This window comes from Yersinia sp. 2466 StPb PI (assembly GCF_041538325.1).
Classification (GTDB): Bacteria; Pseudomonadota; Gammaproteobacteria; order Enterobacterales; family Enterobacteriaceae; genus Yersinia; species Yersinia enterocolitica_E.
Genome location: NZ_JAULSL010000001.1, coordinates 4,602,857 through 4,618,620, shown reverse-complemented (window position 1 = coordinate 4,618,620; position 15,764 = coordinate 4,602,857). Strand labels below are relative to the sequence as shown.

Sequence of the window (15,764 nt, the reverse complement as noted above, 5' to 3'; positions counted from 1 at the left end):
TATGAGTGAAACATTAGCCTTGATTAAAGCATCAATTAAATCATCGGCGCCTGACTACATCCCCCCTACACCGCTAAGTAACCGTTTGAATCCCCTGCAAAACTCAATTCGGTCTTATTCAATGCGTGATGGGACGACAACAATTGAAACAACGCGTCGCAAAGGGGAGATCGTTAGGCAAATTGTAACAAGAGAATACATTGATGCTGCAAGCAATAAGACGGTTAAAATGAAAACCTTTGATGCAGCTACCAATACGATAAATCAGGCTATCGAGCACTTTGATTCTAACAATAATATGACTAAGAGGGTCGTTGAAAGTTTTAGTTATGACCCAGTTAAAAAGGCAGTACAATTGAGCGAAACAGTGGTAGTAAAACAAAGTTTCGATGCTAAAAATAATATAACGCACCGCGCTGAACAGAAAACTAATGCTGCTGGTGAAATCACTTATAACCTGGTTGATACCTATCCCAACGTAAACATTACCAACAACTTGCAAAGCGACACCTGCCAACTGACCGATTCGATAAACAGTTTCCCTACCAAAGAGAGCGCTCCTGCTCCTGTGGAGGCGACTATGTGTAATCCTTTAACTCTGGGGCCGAGGAATCTTGTTCCCGCCATAAATTACGCTTCACGATTGTAAACTACAGCAGCCCCCAAAATGCTTCGATCAACGGCTCATTGAGCCGTTTTTTGGGCACACACACACCCAGCTCAAATGGCTCGACCAACGAGATATCATCCAGCAAGGAAATGCGGTTGCGCACCGGTTCCGGGCTGTTATCCACCACCACTGATGGGATCAGTGCCACACCGCAGCCCAATGCTACCATTGATACAATTGCTTCATGGCCGGAAACCGTAGCATAAATCAATGGGTTACTGATGCGCTGGCGGCGGAACCACAAATCAATGCGTTTTCGTGATGGGCCATGCTCAGGCAAAATAAAGGGGACCGTGGCCCAATCGGGCTGTTCCACCGAGACCTGTGAACGCACTGCGCAAGGCAGGGCTGGCGCAATCAAAACCAGCGGAATCTCGCCAATCTGGGTAAAGGCGATGCTGGTGGGGAGCACTTCAGGGCGACCAGCAATACCGAGATCAGCCTCATTCGATTGCACTTTATCTACCGCATCGGCGGCATCACCGGTAGTGAGTTTGATTTCAACCAACGGATGACGTGCGCGAAAACGATCGAGAATGGGGGGTAAATGGCTATAGGCGGCGGTGACTGAACAAAATAGCCGCAGTTCGCCACTGAGTGATGGCCCGTGCTGACCCAAGGCATGGCGCAGCTGTTGGTACTGTAGCAATGTCTGTTGAGCAAAAGCCTTGAGCTGTGTACCGGCATCGGTCAGTTGCACCGTGCGGTTGTCTCGTAAAAACAGGGGCTGTCCGAGCGTCTCCTCCAGCCGCTGAATCTGGCGCGATAGGGTGGATGGACTGACGTGTGTCGCTTTAGCCGTGCGGCCAAAGTGGCGGCTTTCAGCCAAATGCAGAAACAATTTCAGGTCACGTAAATCCATAACAGACAGCCTCTTAGGTGAGAAGAGCTATTGTATTGCATAAGAAATAAACTGTATTGCAGAATTTGCAACGTCACATTGTTAATATATCAATTTCAGCAATGTGTTTCCTGTCATATAGTGAATCCAAGATAATCCCCGGACCAGACAGGGGATGTGAAAAACAGCAACACACAACATTAGCTACACAAACACAATATTCGTTTGCAGTAACCAAAATAAATAGCTGCACCCACAAAACAGAACCCGAACGGAGTAATACCATGGCTAACTATTTCAACACATTGAACCTGCGTCAGCAGTTGGCGCAATTAGGTAAGTGTCGCTTTATGGCACGTGACGAATTTGCCGATGAAGCAAGCTACCTGAACGGTAAAAAAGTGGTGATCGTCGGTTGTGGCGCACAAGGTCTGAACCAAGGCTTGAACATGCGTGACTCTGGTCTGGACGTGGCTTACGCTCTGCGCAAAGAAGCGATTGCCGAGAAGCGTGCTTCATGGCGTAAAGCGACTGAAAATGGCTTCAAAGTAGGCACTTACGAAGAGTTGATCCCACAGGCTGATTTGGTGGTTAACCTGACACCAGACAAACAGCACACCGCAGTGGTTCAGGCAGTTCAGCCACTGATGAAAGATGGTGCAGCACTGGGTTACTCTCATGGCTTCAATATCGTTGAAGTGGGTGAGCAAGTTCGTAAAGACATCACCGTTGTGATGGTAGCGCCGAAATGCCCTGGCACTGAGGTTCGTGAAGAATACAAACGTGGTTTTGGTGTGCCGACGCTGATCGCGGTTCACCCGGAAAACGATCCTAAAGGCGAAGGCATGGCGATTGCCAAGGCTTGGGCGGCAGCAACCGGTGGCCATCGCGCGGGTGTGTTGGAGTCCTCTTTCGTTGCGGAAGTAAAATCTGATCTGATGGGTGAGCAGACTATCCTGTGTGGTATGTTGCAGGCCGGTTCATTGCTGTGTTTCGATAAGCTGGTTTCTGAAGGTACTGACGCGGCTTATGCTGAGAAACTGATTCAGTTCGGTTGGGAAACCATTACCGAAGCGCTGAAACAAGGCGGGATTACGCTGATGATGGACCGTCTGTCCAATCCGGCTAAACTGCGGGCTTATGCGCTGTCTGAACAGTTGAAAGAAATCATGGCTCCGTTGTTCCAAAAGCATATGGATGACATCATCTCCGGTGCTTTCTCCAGCGGTATGATGGCTGATTGGGCGCAAGACGATGTTAAATTGCTGGGCTGGCGTGAAGAGACCGGCAGAACAGCATTCGAGAATGCGCCACAGTTTGAAGGCAAAATCTCTGAGCAAGAATATTTCGACCACGGCGTATTGATGATTGCCATGGTGAAAGCCGGTGTTGAGTTGGCATTCGAAACTATGGTTGACTCCGGTATCATCGAAGAGTCTGCATATTATGAATCACTGCATGAGCTGCCATTGATCGCCAACACCATTGCCCGTAAGCGCTTGTATGAAATGAACGTGGTTATTTCTGATACGGCTGAATACGGTAACTATCTGTTCGCGAACGCGGCGGTTCCGTTGCTGAAAGGCAAATTCATGGATTCACTGCAAGCAGGGGATTTGGGTAAGAGCGTTGCCGGTACTGCGGTTGATAACGCGCAACTGCGTGATGTGAATGAAGCCATTCGTAACCACCCAATTGAAGCCGTAGGTCACAAACTGCGTGGCTATATGACCGATATGAAGCGTATTGCAGTTGCGGGCTAAGTCCCTTTTGTCTTTGACGCCGCGGCATTGTTAGCGGCGTTTAACTCTGCGTGAAACAGGCCGCTGCCATTAAATAATGGCAGCGGCTTTTTTTTATCTCAAATTTAGTACATTTCTCGAATACAAAAATTAATTAAATTAATGCTATCTCGGCCCGAAAAAAATCCAGTAAGGTGTTAATCGTGGTTTAACACATCGCAGACAAATGCAGTATTAAACGCTATCAATCACAATATTCTTATGAAGGTAATCACGCACCTCGCTAATTAGCGAGGTGTTTTTATTTGTGGGTCTGGCAAAGCTGAATAATAAAAAATAATGGCATTTAAATAATGTTAAGGAGGTGAGAAAAGACCAATAGATTTAGCAGTAAATATTCTCGTTAATTATAAAAACCTTAAATAAGGAAATAAGATATGGGAGAAGGACACAGTAATACCACAGGCCACGGTGCTCGTGGCCCAACCGGTGGTGTCAAGGGCGGCTCGACAGGATTTGGTGGCGGAAACCCCAATAGTGGCAAGGGATGGGGAGTATCACAAACACCCTACGGACCTCTTCGCAATTATAATCCAAGCAAGTTCGGTAGCCGTTCTGGCGGTAATCGAGGTGGCAATAACCGTTCACGTCATCGCGGCAATCCTCCAAGTCCCCCTAATCTGGCACAAAGGCCAGAGCTACAAGTAGCAATAGTCCCTGGTGTTGCCGTTCCCCTATCACTGGTTGCTGGTGAATGGGGGTTTACGCTGCTTAAACCAAAGGTAGTTGCTGCGGCACTTGATCTGGCTCTGACGCGAATGGCGATGTTTGCCGTGGATGCGGCACCTTATGCCGGGCGGTTCGCCGGGGTAGTTGGCATGTTGCTGGCACCCTCTGAAATCGCGAAAGATGATATGTCAGTGACCCGGCGCACGGTCGTCACCCTGCCTGCCGAGCGCATCATCAGCGTGCCATTGGCACAATTACCCACACAATCAGCAGTAGTGGCTAATGTCCGGCTGCATGATGTGGTACAGGATGGTGTGCAGAAAATCGCGGTAGTGAAATCCAAACATGTGCCGATTACGGTGCCAGTAGTACAGGCTAAACCCACTGATCGGACAGGGGTATTTACCGCTCAGATCCTCAATGAGATGCCACCTATCCACATCCATATTGATACGAGTTCTTCCCCTCCCACGGCAACGCAACCAAGCGGTGTCAGTGAGGTGAGGGATAGCCCTGTAACACCGGTATTTTCTCCACTGGGAAGTAACAGCCATGACGCGATTGTCTACTTCCCCGCAGAAGCGAACACTGACCCTGTCTATATTTCAGTCACGACAGTGCTAATACCAGAGCAGATTAAACAGGTGGAGGAGGAAAATCGGCAAAAACAAGCACAATGGGATACCAATTATCCGGTTGAAGCGGCGGAATACCAGGTAAGCCAAGCGAATGACGCTTTGGCCCTGGAACAGAATAATATTGTACCCTATCAGGCGGCACTGGATGAGCTTAAGGGGACCTGGGAAGGGCGTCTTTTAGACGATCCTGATCGATACCCTTTTAGAGATGAAATCGAAGAATTCATCTCTATATCGAGTAGTTCTAGATACCGTTTTATGTTCGACATTGAGATAAAGAACCGCCAGGAGCTGGAGAATCTATTAAATATTGGCGGTGAAGCCTTTGATCCCTTCCCTGATGGCATGAGTCCAGAAGAGATGGAATACTATGGATATCATGCTGGGTTGCTCATGCAGGCGTTAACGATTGGGCATTATGATCTGTTGCGTAAACACCTGTTGGCTTATCAGGCTAATATTAACACGGCTCAGTTGGCTTTAGATTCTATTCAACACCAATTAGATATGGCTATAAATGCCGTCAATAATGCTGAGCAGCATTTAACTCAGGTTAGAGCTAATGTTGAGAATGCATCTTTGACGGCAGAAACCGCAGAATGGCTGCGACCTGCTGAGTTTGAGCAATGGAATGCCGAAGTAACAGAACGGTGGCAAATTAAAGATGAGCAGCGGGCAATAGAGATAGCTGAATGGCAACAGCGCGTTGAACGTGAGCAACTGGCGGCAGAAGCGGCAGACGGCTTTGCTAAACAGCAAATAGCTATTCGCCACAATAGCTTTTCTTTACCCGCTCATCCGAAAGGAAGTACCCAGACGCCTGGTTTTGCCGGGGTAGGAATGGGGACGATTGCCTTAAGTTCCCCGGTAGCCAGAGGATTTAGCGCCACGTTACGGACAGCATTGGCGAGATTCAGTACGATTGCTCCCCCCTTGTTAGCTAGACCAATAGCAATGACTGTTGGTTCTGGTTTCTACCCAACCAAGGTAGGGGGAGGGCCAGATAAACCTGCACTTGTGGGTAGCTTCCCGCTTAGCGAAATGGGGTTACCCCCTGCAACACCGCTACCGCAGCAAGGTGAAATTGATCTTCCTGTCAGAATGCTGATGACGGATCAGGATGATTGGACGGATGTTTATGCAGTAAAAACCGGTGCCGCAAATATTGCCGCTAAGGTAAAGGTTGCCACTGCCCAATTTGATCAATCAAAAGGTGTTTATACTTTTACCACCGACAGCCAGCCGCCACGCACCTTTATTTTTACACCAGCAAAACCGCCAGGCATGGATATCAGCTCGGTATTGCCACAACCGCCCAGTGCACCGGTTGTTCCGTCGCATACTGGGGCTGATATCACCTTCCTGGCTACCAAGCCGAGCTTAATATTTCTGGCTCTGGAAGAGGGTGATTTCCACGATTACATCATTTGGTTCCCGGCAGCGTCGGGGCTGGAACCGGTGTATATTTATCTTAAAACGCCACGGGATGAGCCGGGTGAAGTAACCGGTCGTGGGCAGCAAGTTGCAGGCGTTTGGTTGGCAGAGGCGGGTAAGGGGCTGGGAGCACCCATCCCAGTACAGATTGCCGATAAATTACGTGGCAGGAAGTTCAGTAGTTTTGATAGATTTAGGGCAGCGTTTTGGCAGGAGGTTGCGAATGATCCTGAGCTATCTGGGCAGTTCTCACCTTTAAACCAGAATAGAATGAAACGTGGTTATGCTCCATATCCAATACCAACTGAGCAAGTAGGAGGAAGAGAGAAATTTGAGCTTCATCATATTAAATTTATTCGTGATGATGGTGCAGTTTATGACATTGAAAATATAAGGGTAATGACACCAAAACGACATGTAAATATTCACTCAAAGACTGGAGGCGAGTAATGGAATTAAAAAATAGTATAAGTGAATATACTGAGTTGGAATTTTTAGCTTTTTTAAAAAAAATTTGGGCCGTAGATGTTTCAGAGAAGGAACATGATGCTCTTATTCATCATTTTGTAATGCTCACTGAGCATCCTCACGGGAATGGATTGCTATTTTATCCCGATTCAGACGTTGATAATAGTCCCGAAGGTATTCTTGAGTTCATTAAAAAATGGCGAGCCGAAAATGGCAAGCCTGGATTCAAAGAGTAACTTATATCGTTAAGTAAAAATATAGGCCGCCTTTCTGGCGGTTTATATTTTATTAATTAGTTAATAAAATATAAACACTCATTTATTATATCATTTGGTCCTCAGATTATTAGTGGCTGGGAGCTCCGATCCCAGTACAGATTGCCGATAAATTACGTGGCAGGACGTTCAGTAGTTTTGATAGATTTAGGGCAGCGTTTTGGCAGGAGGTTGCGAATGATCCTGAGCTATCTGGGCAGTTTAATTTGCGTAATGCAGCATTTATTCATAAAGGTTATGCCCCGTATCCTCAACGGAAAGAACAGATCGGTAATCGGGGTAAGTTTGAACTTCATCATGTCAATCCAATTAAGGATAGCGGGGCAGTTTACGATGTAGATAATTTGCGTGTAGTAACACCGAAGCGACATATTGAAATCCATTCAAAAAAGGGAGTGTAGGATGACATCAAAACATAAATTAGAAGATTACACTGAGGCTGATTTCTTAGAATTTGCCAAGAAAGTATGTAACGCAGATTATGAAACTGAAGCTGAGGCCAATGAGGCCGTGCGTGAATTTGTTCGCTTATCAGAACATCCTGACGGTACAGATATCATTTTTTATCCTAGTCCAGATCAGGAAGATAGCCCTGAGGGGCTTCTAAAAGCGATAAAAAAATGGCGAGCCGAGAACGGCAAGCCTGGATTCAAAGAGTAACTTATATCGTTAATTAATAATATGGGCCGTCTTTATGGTGGTTTATATTTGCATGATTTATAATTCTGTAATTAATGAGTCGGTTATATGATATAAATAGCTCTAAGTTCGGATGAGGATGTGTTAACTTTTCTATCTTAATGCCTATGTATTTCATGGGAGTGAGATTTATTAAATTAATCCTATCCCGGCCCGAAAAAAATCTTGTAAGGTGTTAATCGTGGTTATACACATTATGGGTATATCTATTGTTTCTCAATATTATTAATTAATAGACCTTGCTAATTAGTGAGGTCTTTTTTGTGGGTGATATTAATCAAATAAATGAAAAGGCATTTAAATATAAAAGGAGAGCAGTAATGAGTGATATCCAAACTGTTTTGACGCGTTGGGGTGTATGGGCTAGGGATAACTCTCATCTGGATTATCCTCATATCGCTAGCGGGTTTAAGGGATTGGTGACGAGCAATAGACAGGTAGAGTCATGTTGCGATAATGACGGATTAGCCATTGATAAAACAATAGGAAATTTACAGCGGGCCTCGCGAGAAAAAGAACTGGAGCTTATCCTTCGACATTATGTGTATGGGCAATCTAAAGCCTCTATTGCCCGATTGAAAAAATGTAATGAACGGGAGATTCGACGTCAATTACAAGTTGCTGAAAGTTTTATTGAAGGATGCATAATGCAATTGGGTATTTCACTGGAAATGCAGGTGGAGTGATTTTTTATAAACATGATAAGCTTTAATAGAATAGAGCAATCAAGAATAGATCTTATTATCGGTAATTAGACTTGAATCAGACGTGGAATAGGGCGGGGCAAGGCATATGACTGGTTGTGGTAATTAGAAACCAGAATATAAACTGTCTCTGCGACAGTTTATATTCATTAATTTTTTATTTTAAATTGCTGCTAAATGCCTTTCGGTTACCTAAATCATCAATTAAGACAAAATTGACCGTCTTGCTGCCTGCTGGGGGTAAACGATTGAGCGAAAAATCGAGCTTCGAAAAAGGAGCAACCATATCTGGCAGGCTTTCAGTTGAGCCTAATGTCAGTGAGGCTAATGATGCATAATAAGGCGTCGGGTTATCAACTTGAATCAGGGCGGTATCGCTTTTTGTCTCAAGAGTAAAGGTTAACGCCTTACCTAAAGTATCTCCTGGGGCTGGTAAGTTTTTAGGGCGGTAAAATACTTTGTATTGCATGCGCAAGGCCAGCGTGACGAAAGATTCATCCTCAGTTTTAGGGGTCACCTTCGGTGGAATTTCGTAAACATTGAGCCAAAATGCAGACTCCCTATCAACGGGTAATTTACTGGCCCCCGATAAGATCAATCGCAGGCTACGTTGTGCCTGTGGTTGTAGCCGAAATAGCGGAGGCAACACTAATACCGGTGAAATAGACTTCTCTGGTGTTGCGGTCAAATCACCGTCATCCACCCAGACCTGCACTGCCACCGGATAGCTATTGCTGTTAACCAGTTGTAGTGACTCTTCGGTGCTACCTTCACTGAAGATAATACGTGTTCTTTCCGCAATGACACTTGCCGTGGCCGGTATACTGGTAACCATAAGCAACAAAAGTAACCCACCAATCCCACTATTTATGTGTCTGAAAAACATATTATTGGACACGTATAACCACTTGCGCATGTGCATTCACCGCTCCTGGTGTCACAGTTTGCCCGCTGATTTTAGTTAACTCAGCCCGAAAGTTCTCAGTGTAACTGTTACCCCCACTCACCGTGCCGGTTATTTCTTGGGCGCCCTGGAAGATGCCATACCAGCCGGCGTTATTACCGGTTTGAGTTACATTCTTTGATAGCAGATAAATCGGGCTATTATTGCGGTAGATACGGATGCCTACACCGCTTGCTGTTCCGGCAGAACCATAACTATCTGACACCAAGTGGCTGATCCCGCCACTGCCGTTCATTAATCCCAAAGCTTGCGCTTTAGCGGCATTTGCTGCTGGTACCAGAAAGCCCATCGCTACCGTGCCAGCAGTGACACCTGATGTCACACCGGTCTGGCACTGAAAGTCTACTTTAAATTCAGCAGAAGTGGTGCTGCCACTGTTCAGCTCTGCCACAGAAATTCTCGGTAATATCACTGTGGGGGTAAAGTTGGTTACCGCACAAATCGTGGTGCGACGGAAAGTGACATAATTGTACAATCCAATAGAGGCAGGCCAGGTAGCATACCAGCCGGGCCAGTTTGATACTGAGTCAGTTCCTTCAATAGGGCCACTAATCCCTGGCCCTTTAAACGCGATATAAGCATTGGGTTGGGTATAGGCATACAGGTAAGAGGCTGCATTGTTAGTGCTGGCACGGGCATAATCAATACGAAACAGCTCGGTATACAGGTTACTGAAATTCTTGGCTTTGACTAAAATACGGCCACTGCTGTCTTTATCCAGGTCGGTTAAGCGCCGCCCTTTCCATAAGCGCGAGTAATACTCGCCAGTGGATAGATTTGTAAGCCTGATAACAACATTGCGGACATAGGTGGCAAAACCAGAGGGAACATTACCGGCAATGGCACCATCTTCATTTTTACCACCAAAGTCATTATCTCCGTTAGTAGCATACATTTCGAAGAGTTGATCAACATCGGCCGCAGCGCAGCGAAATAGCACCCGATTAGGGTCATAACCGGTGTTCAGGGCAAAGGTGGTGAAGTCAGAGGTACCTGCGGCTAATAATGTCCCATCGGGTTGAAAATTCGCCGCCGTGCTAAGGTCAATAAGGCCCGGCAAGCCGAGTGAGCCATTATTATAATCCAGAGAACCCGCCCAGTCACTTGCCGTACCATCGCCAACACCAAGCTGACTTTGTATCGTAATCCGGGTACAGGTTGACCATGCTGAGGTGCTGCATAACCCTATAAATAATATCATTCCAGCCGCAATACGCTGGCGGCGGTGACCGGCAGTGGCTGTTGGCCGTGATAGTTTGCAAGATATTAACTGCTCTGTTGTTCTTAACATTATTTTTCTCATAATTGTTAACGGTGGCAACTGCCTGTTATATGAATAATATCCTGCTCGGTATCTTGACCATCAAAAGTATAAGGTAATTCACACTGCTCACTGCTGTTCTCACCCCAGCGCACATAAAGTAAGCCTTTGTCGTCTTTTACACGTACGTAGATCTGATTCCCTTGACCTACCATCCCGACAATTTCATTTTTGCTGTTATAAACATCGGCACCCAGTGGTAACCCTCCGCCGTCATTGGTTTGGGTTTGAATTAACACAGCATAGCCTTTCAGAGTTTCGAATTTGACTTTCACTGCGGCCCCGGCATAAGGAACGACGCGGCCTTGATTCTCTTTCAGTTCAGTATTGCGATTAATACCTTTAGTATCCAAACCCACCGTATTGTAATTATAGGGTGTTAATGATGGCACCAAGGCAAATCCGTTATTATCAATTCTCGCCCCTTGTGCATTTCGTACTGTTGCACCCTGAGCACCATCCGCTTCAATTAAACCAAAGGTCTCGCCCAAATAAGGTCCGAGTGTCATACCTTTACTATGTATTACTGCGGCTCCGCGAGCACCAACACCATATTGGGTGTAATTATTGCCGCGGGAATAGCTGCCATTGACGGTCGCATTAGGGAATTGTTTTTGCACATTTGCCCCCCAGTTATTTGAACTGCTACTGATATTGCTGTCGTCATAGCCGGCATTCACTGAATAGTTAAAGCTGTTTCGTTCACCGGCGGTACCTGATAATGACGTCTGATAGCTATTACCACTTTTGGGATTACGGCTAGCGGACATCGATAAATATTGATTTTTATTTCCAATATTGAGTGGGATAGACACCGTTAGCGTCGCAATATTTTCAGTATTACCGTAGCGCGTTGTCGTCTGATTCGTCGTATCGTCATCCCAATTATATTGGGTTGAGGTATAAACAGTGCGCTGACGGCTAATGGCAAGGTTATAACTGACATCTTGGTAGCTATTTGAATAGTTTAGCTGTAACTGCGTATCTCGTTGCGTATCATTATAATAATCACTGGTCGACGCTGATGCAGAGAGTTGACCATAATTGCCCAACGTCTGGTTAATTGAGGTTGTAAACTGGCTGCGTTGTTTATAGGTTGTTGAATCCCATGTCCCGCCATTTTTTTGCGTTGAGCGCACACCAAAAACGTCATTTAAATCGCGATATCCTTTGGTTGAATAGCGATATCCGGCCAATGAAAATGTGGTCCCGGTTTGATTAAATGTCTGGCTATAGGTTGCTTGCATCCGCCAGCCATTCTGCGTGTCATCATTTTCAACTTTAGCATGAGAGTAGGTAGTATTGAGGCCAAAGGCCCCGATGGGGGTACCTAATACGCCACCGACAAGGAGTGCCGTATAGTCTTGCGCTAAACGCAGGCCACTGTTCGCAGTTAACTGATTGGTAAGACCGCGCTCATAGGTGAAGTCAGTGAAATAGTTATCAATATTGGTGAAATCACGAGATTCGCCGACCACCGCATTATAACGGCTAACACCTGGGCGCATTGAGTCCGGGACGGCACTGAATGGCACGGTAAATGTCGAACGGCTACCATTCGCTTCAATCACCTCAACATTGAGGTCACCCTGACTGGTGGTGCTATATAAATCGTTAATAACGAATGGGCCAGGCGCAACCGTAGTTTCATAAATTTCACGCCCATTCTGGCTAACAACCACCCGCGCATTGGTACTGGCAACACCACGAACTTCAGGGGCAAAGCCACGCATGGATTCTGGCCACATACGTTGGTCGGTTGCCATTTTAACGCCACGAAACGACATGGTGCCAAATAATGTACTGTCGGTGAAGGTTTCGCCCAGCGTTAATTGACTATCCAATTGGGGGATAGGGCGCTGGACATAAGTACGAATATTATTCCATTGGGTATCGCTGCTATTATCATTACTGGAATAACGTACGTTTGATTGTTGACGCAGTTGCCATAATCCGAGATTGAGGCCACTTTTTAAGCCAACAAAGCCGTAATCAGAGGTGTTGTTTTGCTGAGACTGCGTCTCACTGCGATAAAAGTTGGAACTGTAGTTAATGAATGCGAGCTTTTCGCCTTCCTGCCATTCACTTTGCTCGATATAACCTCTGGGCCGGTTTTGCAACAAAGCTTGTGGGATCGACAATTCTAGACGAAGTTTGGCTTGGTCAAAGTGAAAAGAGGCACCTTTTACCCGCTCAGCCAGCGGCTTGCATTGTTCTGTAGACGAAGCCGCAGTATCCGAGGGGGCGGATTCTGTTTTGAGCGTATTAGGTTCTTTGGTTGCAGTACTGTCTTTGCCAGTAAGAACAACGCCAGCCGCAGTTAAGAATTCATCACTCAGGCAGGGGTAAACCTCTGATGAGTCAGCGTTCTTAATAAATTCAATGGTAGTGCGTTTAAACGGTTTGTTATTAACCAAGACATCGACAGCATCGTAATTTCCGGCTGTGGCAGAATTCTCTTTATTGAGTTGATTCAAACCTGAAGCAAAATTGGTCCCTAAAAACAGAGATTCATCGAACTCGAGGTTTTGTGGCTCATCCTGAGCCAAAGCCGTATCAACATGTAAGATTAAAGCAATACATAGTGTTAATGCTTTCTTGCGTCCAAAGAATTTTCTCTTCACAGAAGCGCGTGCAAGCCTCATAAATCTTCCTTTACCGGCTAAATACGATAACTTCCGGTATCTTGCCCGCCGAAATCATTCACTATCAGGAAATTAACAATAGCATTAGAAGGTACAGATGAATTTGGGATAACCCATTCTGCTTGAGACATCGGTGAAATCATCTCGGATTTCATTTTAAGTTTTTTACCACTGCCAACAACTTCACCACTGGCAATAGTGGCATAGAATCCTGTTGGGTTTTTCCCTGTTACAACAACATCTTTACCACGTTGGCGCACACTGAAAGTCAGTGCGCTGGAGACCTGATCAACACGGCCAGTAATACTTTCAGGTCGATAAAATACTTTAATGCGGTTACGCATCAACACTAACATTTTATTACTTTTTTCTGCTTTGTTGACGGGAGGCACCTGTAAAAAATTAAGATAGAACACGGATTCTCTATCTGTTGGCAGGCCGCTACCGGTATATTTCAGCCGCAATGTTTGTCCCGCATTGGCTTCCATGCGAAAGAACGGTGGTGTGACGATAAAGGGTGCTTTGCCTGTTTCTGGTGTTGATTGGGCATCACCACTGTCTAGCCAGACCTGAACCGCATTGGGGAAGTTGTCTTTATTTGTTAATTGTACGCTGTGCTCTTTTTCGCCCGCCGAATATATAATTCGGCTACCCGTCATGATGACGCTGGCTTTAGCAGAAGAGATGCCCATAAGAATTAATAACGCGATGAACAGATAACGATAACTGTAGCTATGTATGTTAACCATCATGGGGATACCCTCTGAATGAAACTGGCCGAATAGCTATTTTGTTGGTGCTTGAAGCTGCTGAATACACATCGGGGAACTTTACCCGAATCACTATTGTGAAGATTATCGGGATTAATGAGCCTCATTGAGGCTCACCCTGCGGGCTAGCATAAATGCTATTCAAAAAGGTCTATGACCGATTTGTCATTTACTTTGCCTGATTGCAGCGCCAATTAGTTAAAGTATATCCTATTCGGCAAAGCAGGTATTACAGGTAAGAAACTGCATATTGTACTGATGCTATCACAGAACCAGCGCCTGCTTGTCCAGTTGCAAAATATTGAACTGCAAAATCATGCTCTGCTGCTGTATCACCAGCCTTTAACACTATACCATCTTGCGCCAAACCACTATTCAGATCGATACCCGAAGTCGTTGTTGTGTCTTTCAGCAATTGAAGCTCAACGTTTGCTGCTGTGCCGGTATTTTTTAAGTTACCGGAAGCTGTGACTTGGTTAGCGACGAAAACAGTTTTGACATCAATATCATCAGGGCCAACTGCACAACCAGATACACCCAGGGTAAAGGCCGTTTTACCTGCTGTTTTCCCTGAAGCATCCAAATCGCTGCTGGATACAGTTGGCAGCAATACCATTGGGTTGGCATCAACGCCGTTGACGGTAACAGAACAGGTTTGTGCTGTGACTTCACCTTGGAAAGTAATTGTATTATTACTTGCTGCCATTGCAATAGTTGTAGATGCTGAGAATAACGCCATAGCCAAAGTTAACTTGTTCATTTAAAACTCCAATATAATAATTAAATGTGGGTGAGCATTCATTCGAATTTAAATATGAATGAATACTTAACTTAATAGATATGAAGTGGGTTAATGACTATATGTGCGAATGTTATTCGATTATACTTGTCAGCTTTCCACATTCTTTTCGTTTAAGTAAATCGGTGGTAATTATTCCGCCACGTCTGTTACTTGATGAGGGAGATAATATAGAAAGCTGTCTTAACTTCACATCAGATAAACGAACCAATCTATGTGGGAATATTCCTACAAAAACTGTGTATCTATAAATTATATCTCAACTTATTGTATTTAAATGGTTTTTTTATTTAAAATAAAACAACTAATGGGATCTTTCTTGTTGTTTTTGTTAAAAAATCTTGGTTTTGCTGTTTTCTAGCACCTAAAAATAGCTTTTCAATATAATTTTACTGGTTATTTTGTAAAGTTTAGTGGAGTATTTGTATAGAAAGTATAGATAAAATCATGAGGGATATAATATCCATAATATTATTTATTAAAAATAACCTTATAGCATGAGGATTACGTCAGATGAGAGCCACTGGACTAAAACTGAGTTATTGCGCCGCCAGAAAGGTGGCGCATCACTAACTTAGTTACGATATAACACTTTAATAATGTGATATCCAAACTGGGTCTTAACCGGTCCATAAGGTTGCAGCAGTTCGCAGCTAAATACCGCTTTATCGAAAGCTGGGACCATATCCCCTTTATTGAACTCGCCCAAATCGCCGCCATTACGTTTTGACGGGCAGTTAGAGAATTTTTTCGCTAACTCTTGGAAATTTGCACCGTTATTCAATTGCGCCAGAATATCGTTTGCCTGCTTTTCATCATCAACCAAAATGTGCAGTGCAGAAGCTTTGTTTGCCATAGTAACAATCACCACTAAGTTATTTAGACTACATAGTTATTTGAACGAAGGTTATCTTCAATAGGGCTTGAAGCGCGCCAGTGTAGCGTATTTTGGTCGTAATGGGGCCACTGCGGCGAGCGTTTTACAAATCAAAAACAGCAGGTGGTTTTTTTTCGCCGACCGCTTTCTGCTACAATCCTGTTCCCCCGTTAACCCACTGAGCTTCC

At 45.0% G+C, this 15,764-nt stretch carries 14 protein-coding genes; 7 read left to right on the top strand and 7 right to left on the bottom strand.

All coding sequences use genetic code 11. The features are described from left to right. The first annotated feature begins 1 nt into the window (after position 1). Complete coding sequence (locus Q2T72_RS20850; RefSeq protein ID WP_372569771.1) at positions 2-649, top strand: hypothetical protein; 648 nt, start codon at positions 2-4, stop codon at positions 647-649. 1 nt (position 650) lies between these two features. On the opposite strand, the gene ilvY is transcribed toward Q2T72_RS20850, so the two are convergent. Continuing rightward, complete coding sequence (gene ilvY, locus Q2T72_RS20845; protein WP_005190304.1) at positions 651-1,532, bottom strand: HTH-type transcriptional activator IlvY; 882 nt, start codon at positions 1,530-1,532, stop codon at positions 651-653. A 263-nt stretch (positions 1,533-1,795) separates the two neighbouring features. Here ilvY and ilvC point away from each other — a divergent pair, with 263 nt between their 5' ends. The 6 genes from ilvC (at position 1,796) to Q2T72_RS20815 (ending at position 8,182) form a co-directional block, all read left to right on the top strand. Further along, positions 1,796-3,274 (top strand): ketol-acid reductoisomerase, encoded by a 1,479-nt coding sequence (gene ilvC, locus Q2T72_RS20840; protein WP_083161846.1) that lies wholly within the window; start codon positions 1,796-1,798, stop codon positions 3,272-3,274. A 416-nt stretch (positions 3,275-3,690) separates the two neighbouring features. After that, entirely contained in the window at positions 3,691-6,504 is a 2,814-nt protein-coding gene (locus Q2T72_RS20835) for a colicin-like bacteriocin tRNase domain-containing protein (protein WP_372569770.1), read from the top strand. Then, positions 6,504-6,758, top strand: coding sequence for a bacteriocin immunity protein (locus tag Q2T72_RS20830; RefSeq protein WP_050136300.1), 255 nt, complete (start codon positions 6,504-6,506; stop codon positions 6,756-6,758). The genes Q2T72_RS20835 and Q2T72_RS20830 overlap by 1 nt, the downstream gene beginning before the upstream one ends. 116 nt (positions 6,759-6,874) lie before the next feature. Then, positions 6,875-7,198, top strand: coding sequence for an HNH endonuclease signature motif containing protein (locus Q2T72_RS20825; protein WP_372569923.1), 324 nt, complete (start codon positions 6,875-6,877; stop codon positions 7,196-7,198). Position 7,199: 1 nt separating this feature from the next. Further along, the gene (locus Q2T72_RS20820) at positions 7,200-7,457 is read left to right on the top strand and encodes a bacteriocin immunity protein (protein WP_372569769.1); all 258 of its coding nucleotides are present in this window, start codon (positions 7,200-7,202) and stop codon (positions 7,455-7,457) included. A 359-nt stretch (positions 7,458-7,816) separates the two neighbouring features. Next, a complete protein-coding gene (locus Q2T72_RS20815) occupies positions 7,817-8,182 on the top strand; it encodes an antiterminator Q family protein (RefSeq protein ID WP_083161860.1) in 366 nt (121 codons plus the stop codon). Positions 8,183-8,357: 175 nt separating this feature from the next. Here the strand turns inward: Q2T72_RS20815 and Q2T72_RS20810 are convergent, their stop codons facing one another. From Q2T72_RS20810 to ppiC, 6 genes are all read right to left on the bottom strand, one after another. After that, positions 8,358-9,122, bottom strand: a complete 765-nt coding sequence (locus Q2T72_RS20810) for a molecular chaperone (RefSeq protein WP_102970512.1) — start codon at positions 9,120-9,122, stop codon at positions 8,358-8,360. Beyond that, positions 9,088-10,365 (bottom strand): fimbrial usher protein StbD, encoded by a 1,278-nt coding sequence (gene stbD, locus Q2T72_RS20805; protein ID WP_193784856.1) that lies wholly within the window; start codon positions 10,363-10,365, stop codon positions 9,088-9,090. Before stbD ends, Q2T72_RS20810 begins: the two co-directional genes overlap by 35 nt. Positions 10,366-10,472: 107 nt before the next feature. Further along, positions 10,473-13,130, bottom strand: coding sequence for a fimbria/pilus outer membrane usher protein (locus Q2T72_RS20800; protein ID WP_102970513.1), 2,658 nt, complete (start codon positions 13,128-13,130; stop codon positions 10,473-10,475). Positions 13,131-13,147: 17 nt separating this feature from the next. Continuing rightward, the gene (locus tag Q2T72_RS20795; RefSeq protein WP_193784857.1) at positions 13,148-13,879 is read right to left on the bottom strand and encodes a molecular chaperone; all 732 of its coding nucleotides are present in this window, start codon (positions 13,877-13,879) and stop codon (positions 13,148-13,150) included. A gap of 250 nt (positions 13,880-14,129) precedes the next feature. Further along, positions 14,130-14,660 (bottom strand): fimbrial protein, encoded by a 531-nt coding sequence (locus Q2T72_RS20790; RefSeq protein ID WP_372569768.1) that lies wholly within the window; start codon positions 14,658-14,660, stop codon positions 14,130-14,132. Between the two features lie 613 nt (positions 14,661-15,273). Beyond that, positions 15,274-15,555, bottom strand: a complete 282-nt coding sequence (gene ppiC / locus Q2T72_RS20785; protein ID WP_004704164.1) for a peptidylprolyl isomerase PpiC — start codon at positions 15,553-15,555, stop codon at positions 15,274-15,276. Positions 15,556-15,764: the final 209 nt, after the last annotated feature.

Excerpts from the sequence above, each read along its gene's own strand:
- Q2T72_RS20850 (WP_372569771.1), top strand. The coding sequence starts at position 2 with ATGAGTGAAACATTAGCCTTGATTAAAGCATCAATTAAATCATCGGCG.
- ilvY (WP_005190304.1), bottom strand. The coding sequence starts at position 1,532 with ATGGATTTACGTGACCTGAAATTGTTTCTGCATTTGGCTGAAAGCCGC.
- ilvC (WP_083161846.1), top strand. The coding sequence starts at position 1,796 with ATGGCTAACTATTTCAACACATTGAACCTGCGTCAGCAGTTGGCGCAA.
- Q2T72_RS20835 (WP_372569770.1), top strand. The coding sequence starts at position 3,691 with ATGGGAGAAGGACACAGTAATACCACAGGCCACGGTGCTCGTGGCCCA.
- Q2T72_RS20830 (WP_050136300.1), top strand. The coding sequence starts at position 6,504 with ATGGAATTAAAAAATAGTATAAGTGAATATACTGAGTTGGAATTTTTA.
- Q2T72_RS20820 (WP_372569769.1), top strand. The coding sequence starts at position 7,200 with ATGACATCAAAACATAAATTAGAAGATTACACTGAGGCTGATTTCTTA.
- Q2T72_RS20815 (WP_083161860.1), top strand. The coding sequence starts at position 7,817 with ATGAGTGATATCCAAACTGTTTTGACGCGTTGGGGTGTATGGGCTAGG.
- Q2T72_RS20810 (WP_102970512.1), bottom strand. The coding sequence starts at position 9,122 with ATGCACATGCGCAAGTGGTTATACGTGTCCAATAATATGTTTTTCAGA.
- stbD (WP_193784856.1), bottom strand. The coding sequence starts at position 10,365 with ATGATATTATTTATAGGGTTATGCAGCACCTCAGCATGGTCAACCTGT.
- Q2T72_RS20800 (WP_102970513.1), bottom strand. The coding sequence starts at position 13,130 with ATGAGGCTTGCACGCGCTTCTGTGAAGAGAAAATTCTTTGGACGCAAG.
- Q2T72_RS20795 (WP_193784857.1), bottom strand. The coding sequence starts at position 13,879 with ATGGTTAACATACATAGCTACAGTTATCGTTATCTGTTCATCGCGTTA.
- Q2T72_RS20790 (WP_372569768.1), bottom strand. The coding sequence starts at position 14,660 with ATGAACAAGTTAACTTTGGCTATGGCGTTATTCTCAGCATCTACAACT.
- ppiC (WP_004704164.1), bottom strand. The coding sequence starts at position 15,555 with ATGGCAAACAAAGCTTCTGCACTGCACATTTTGGTTGATGATGAAAAG.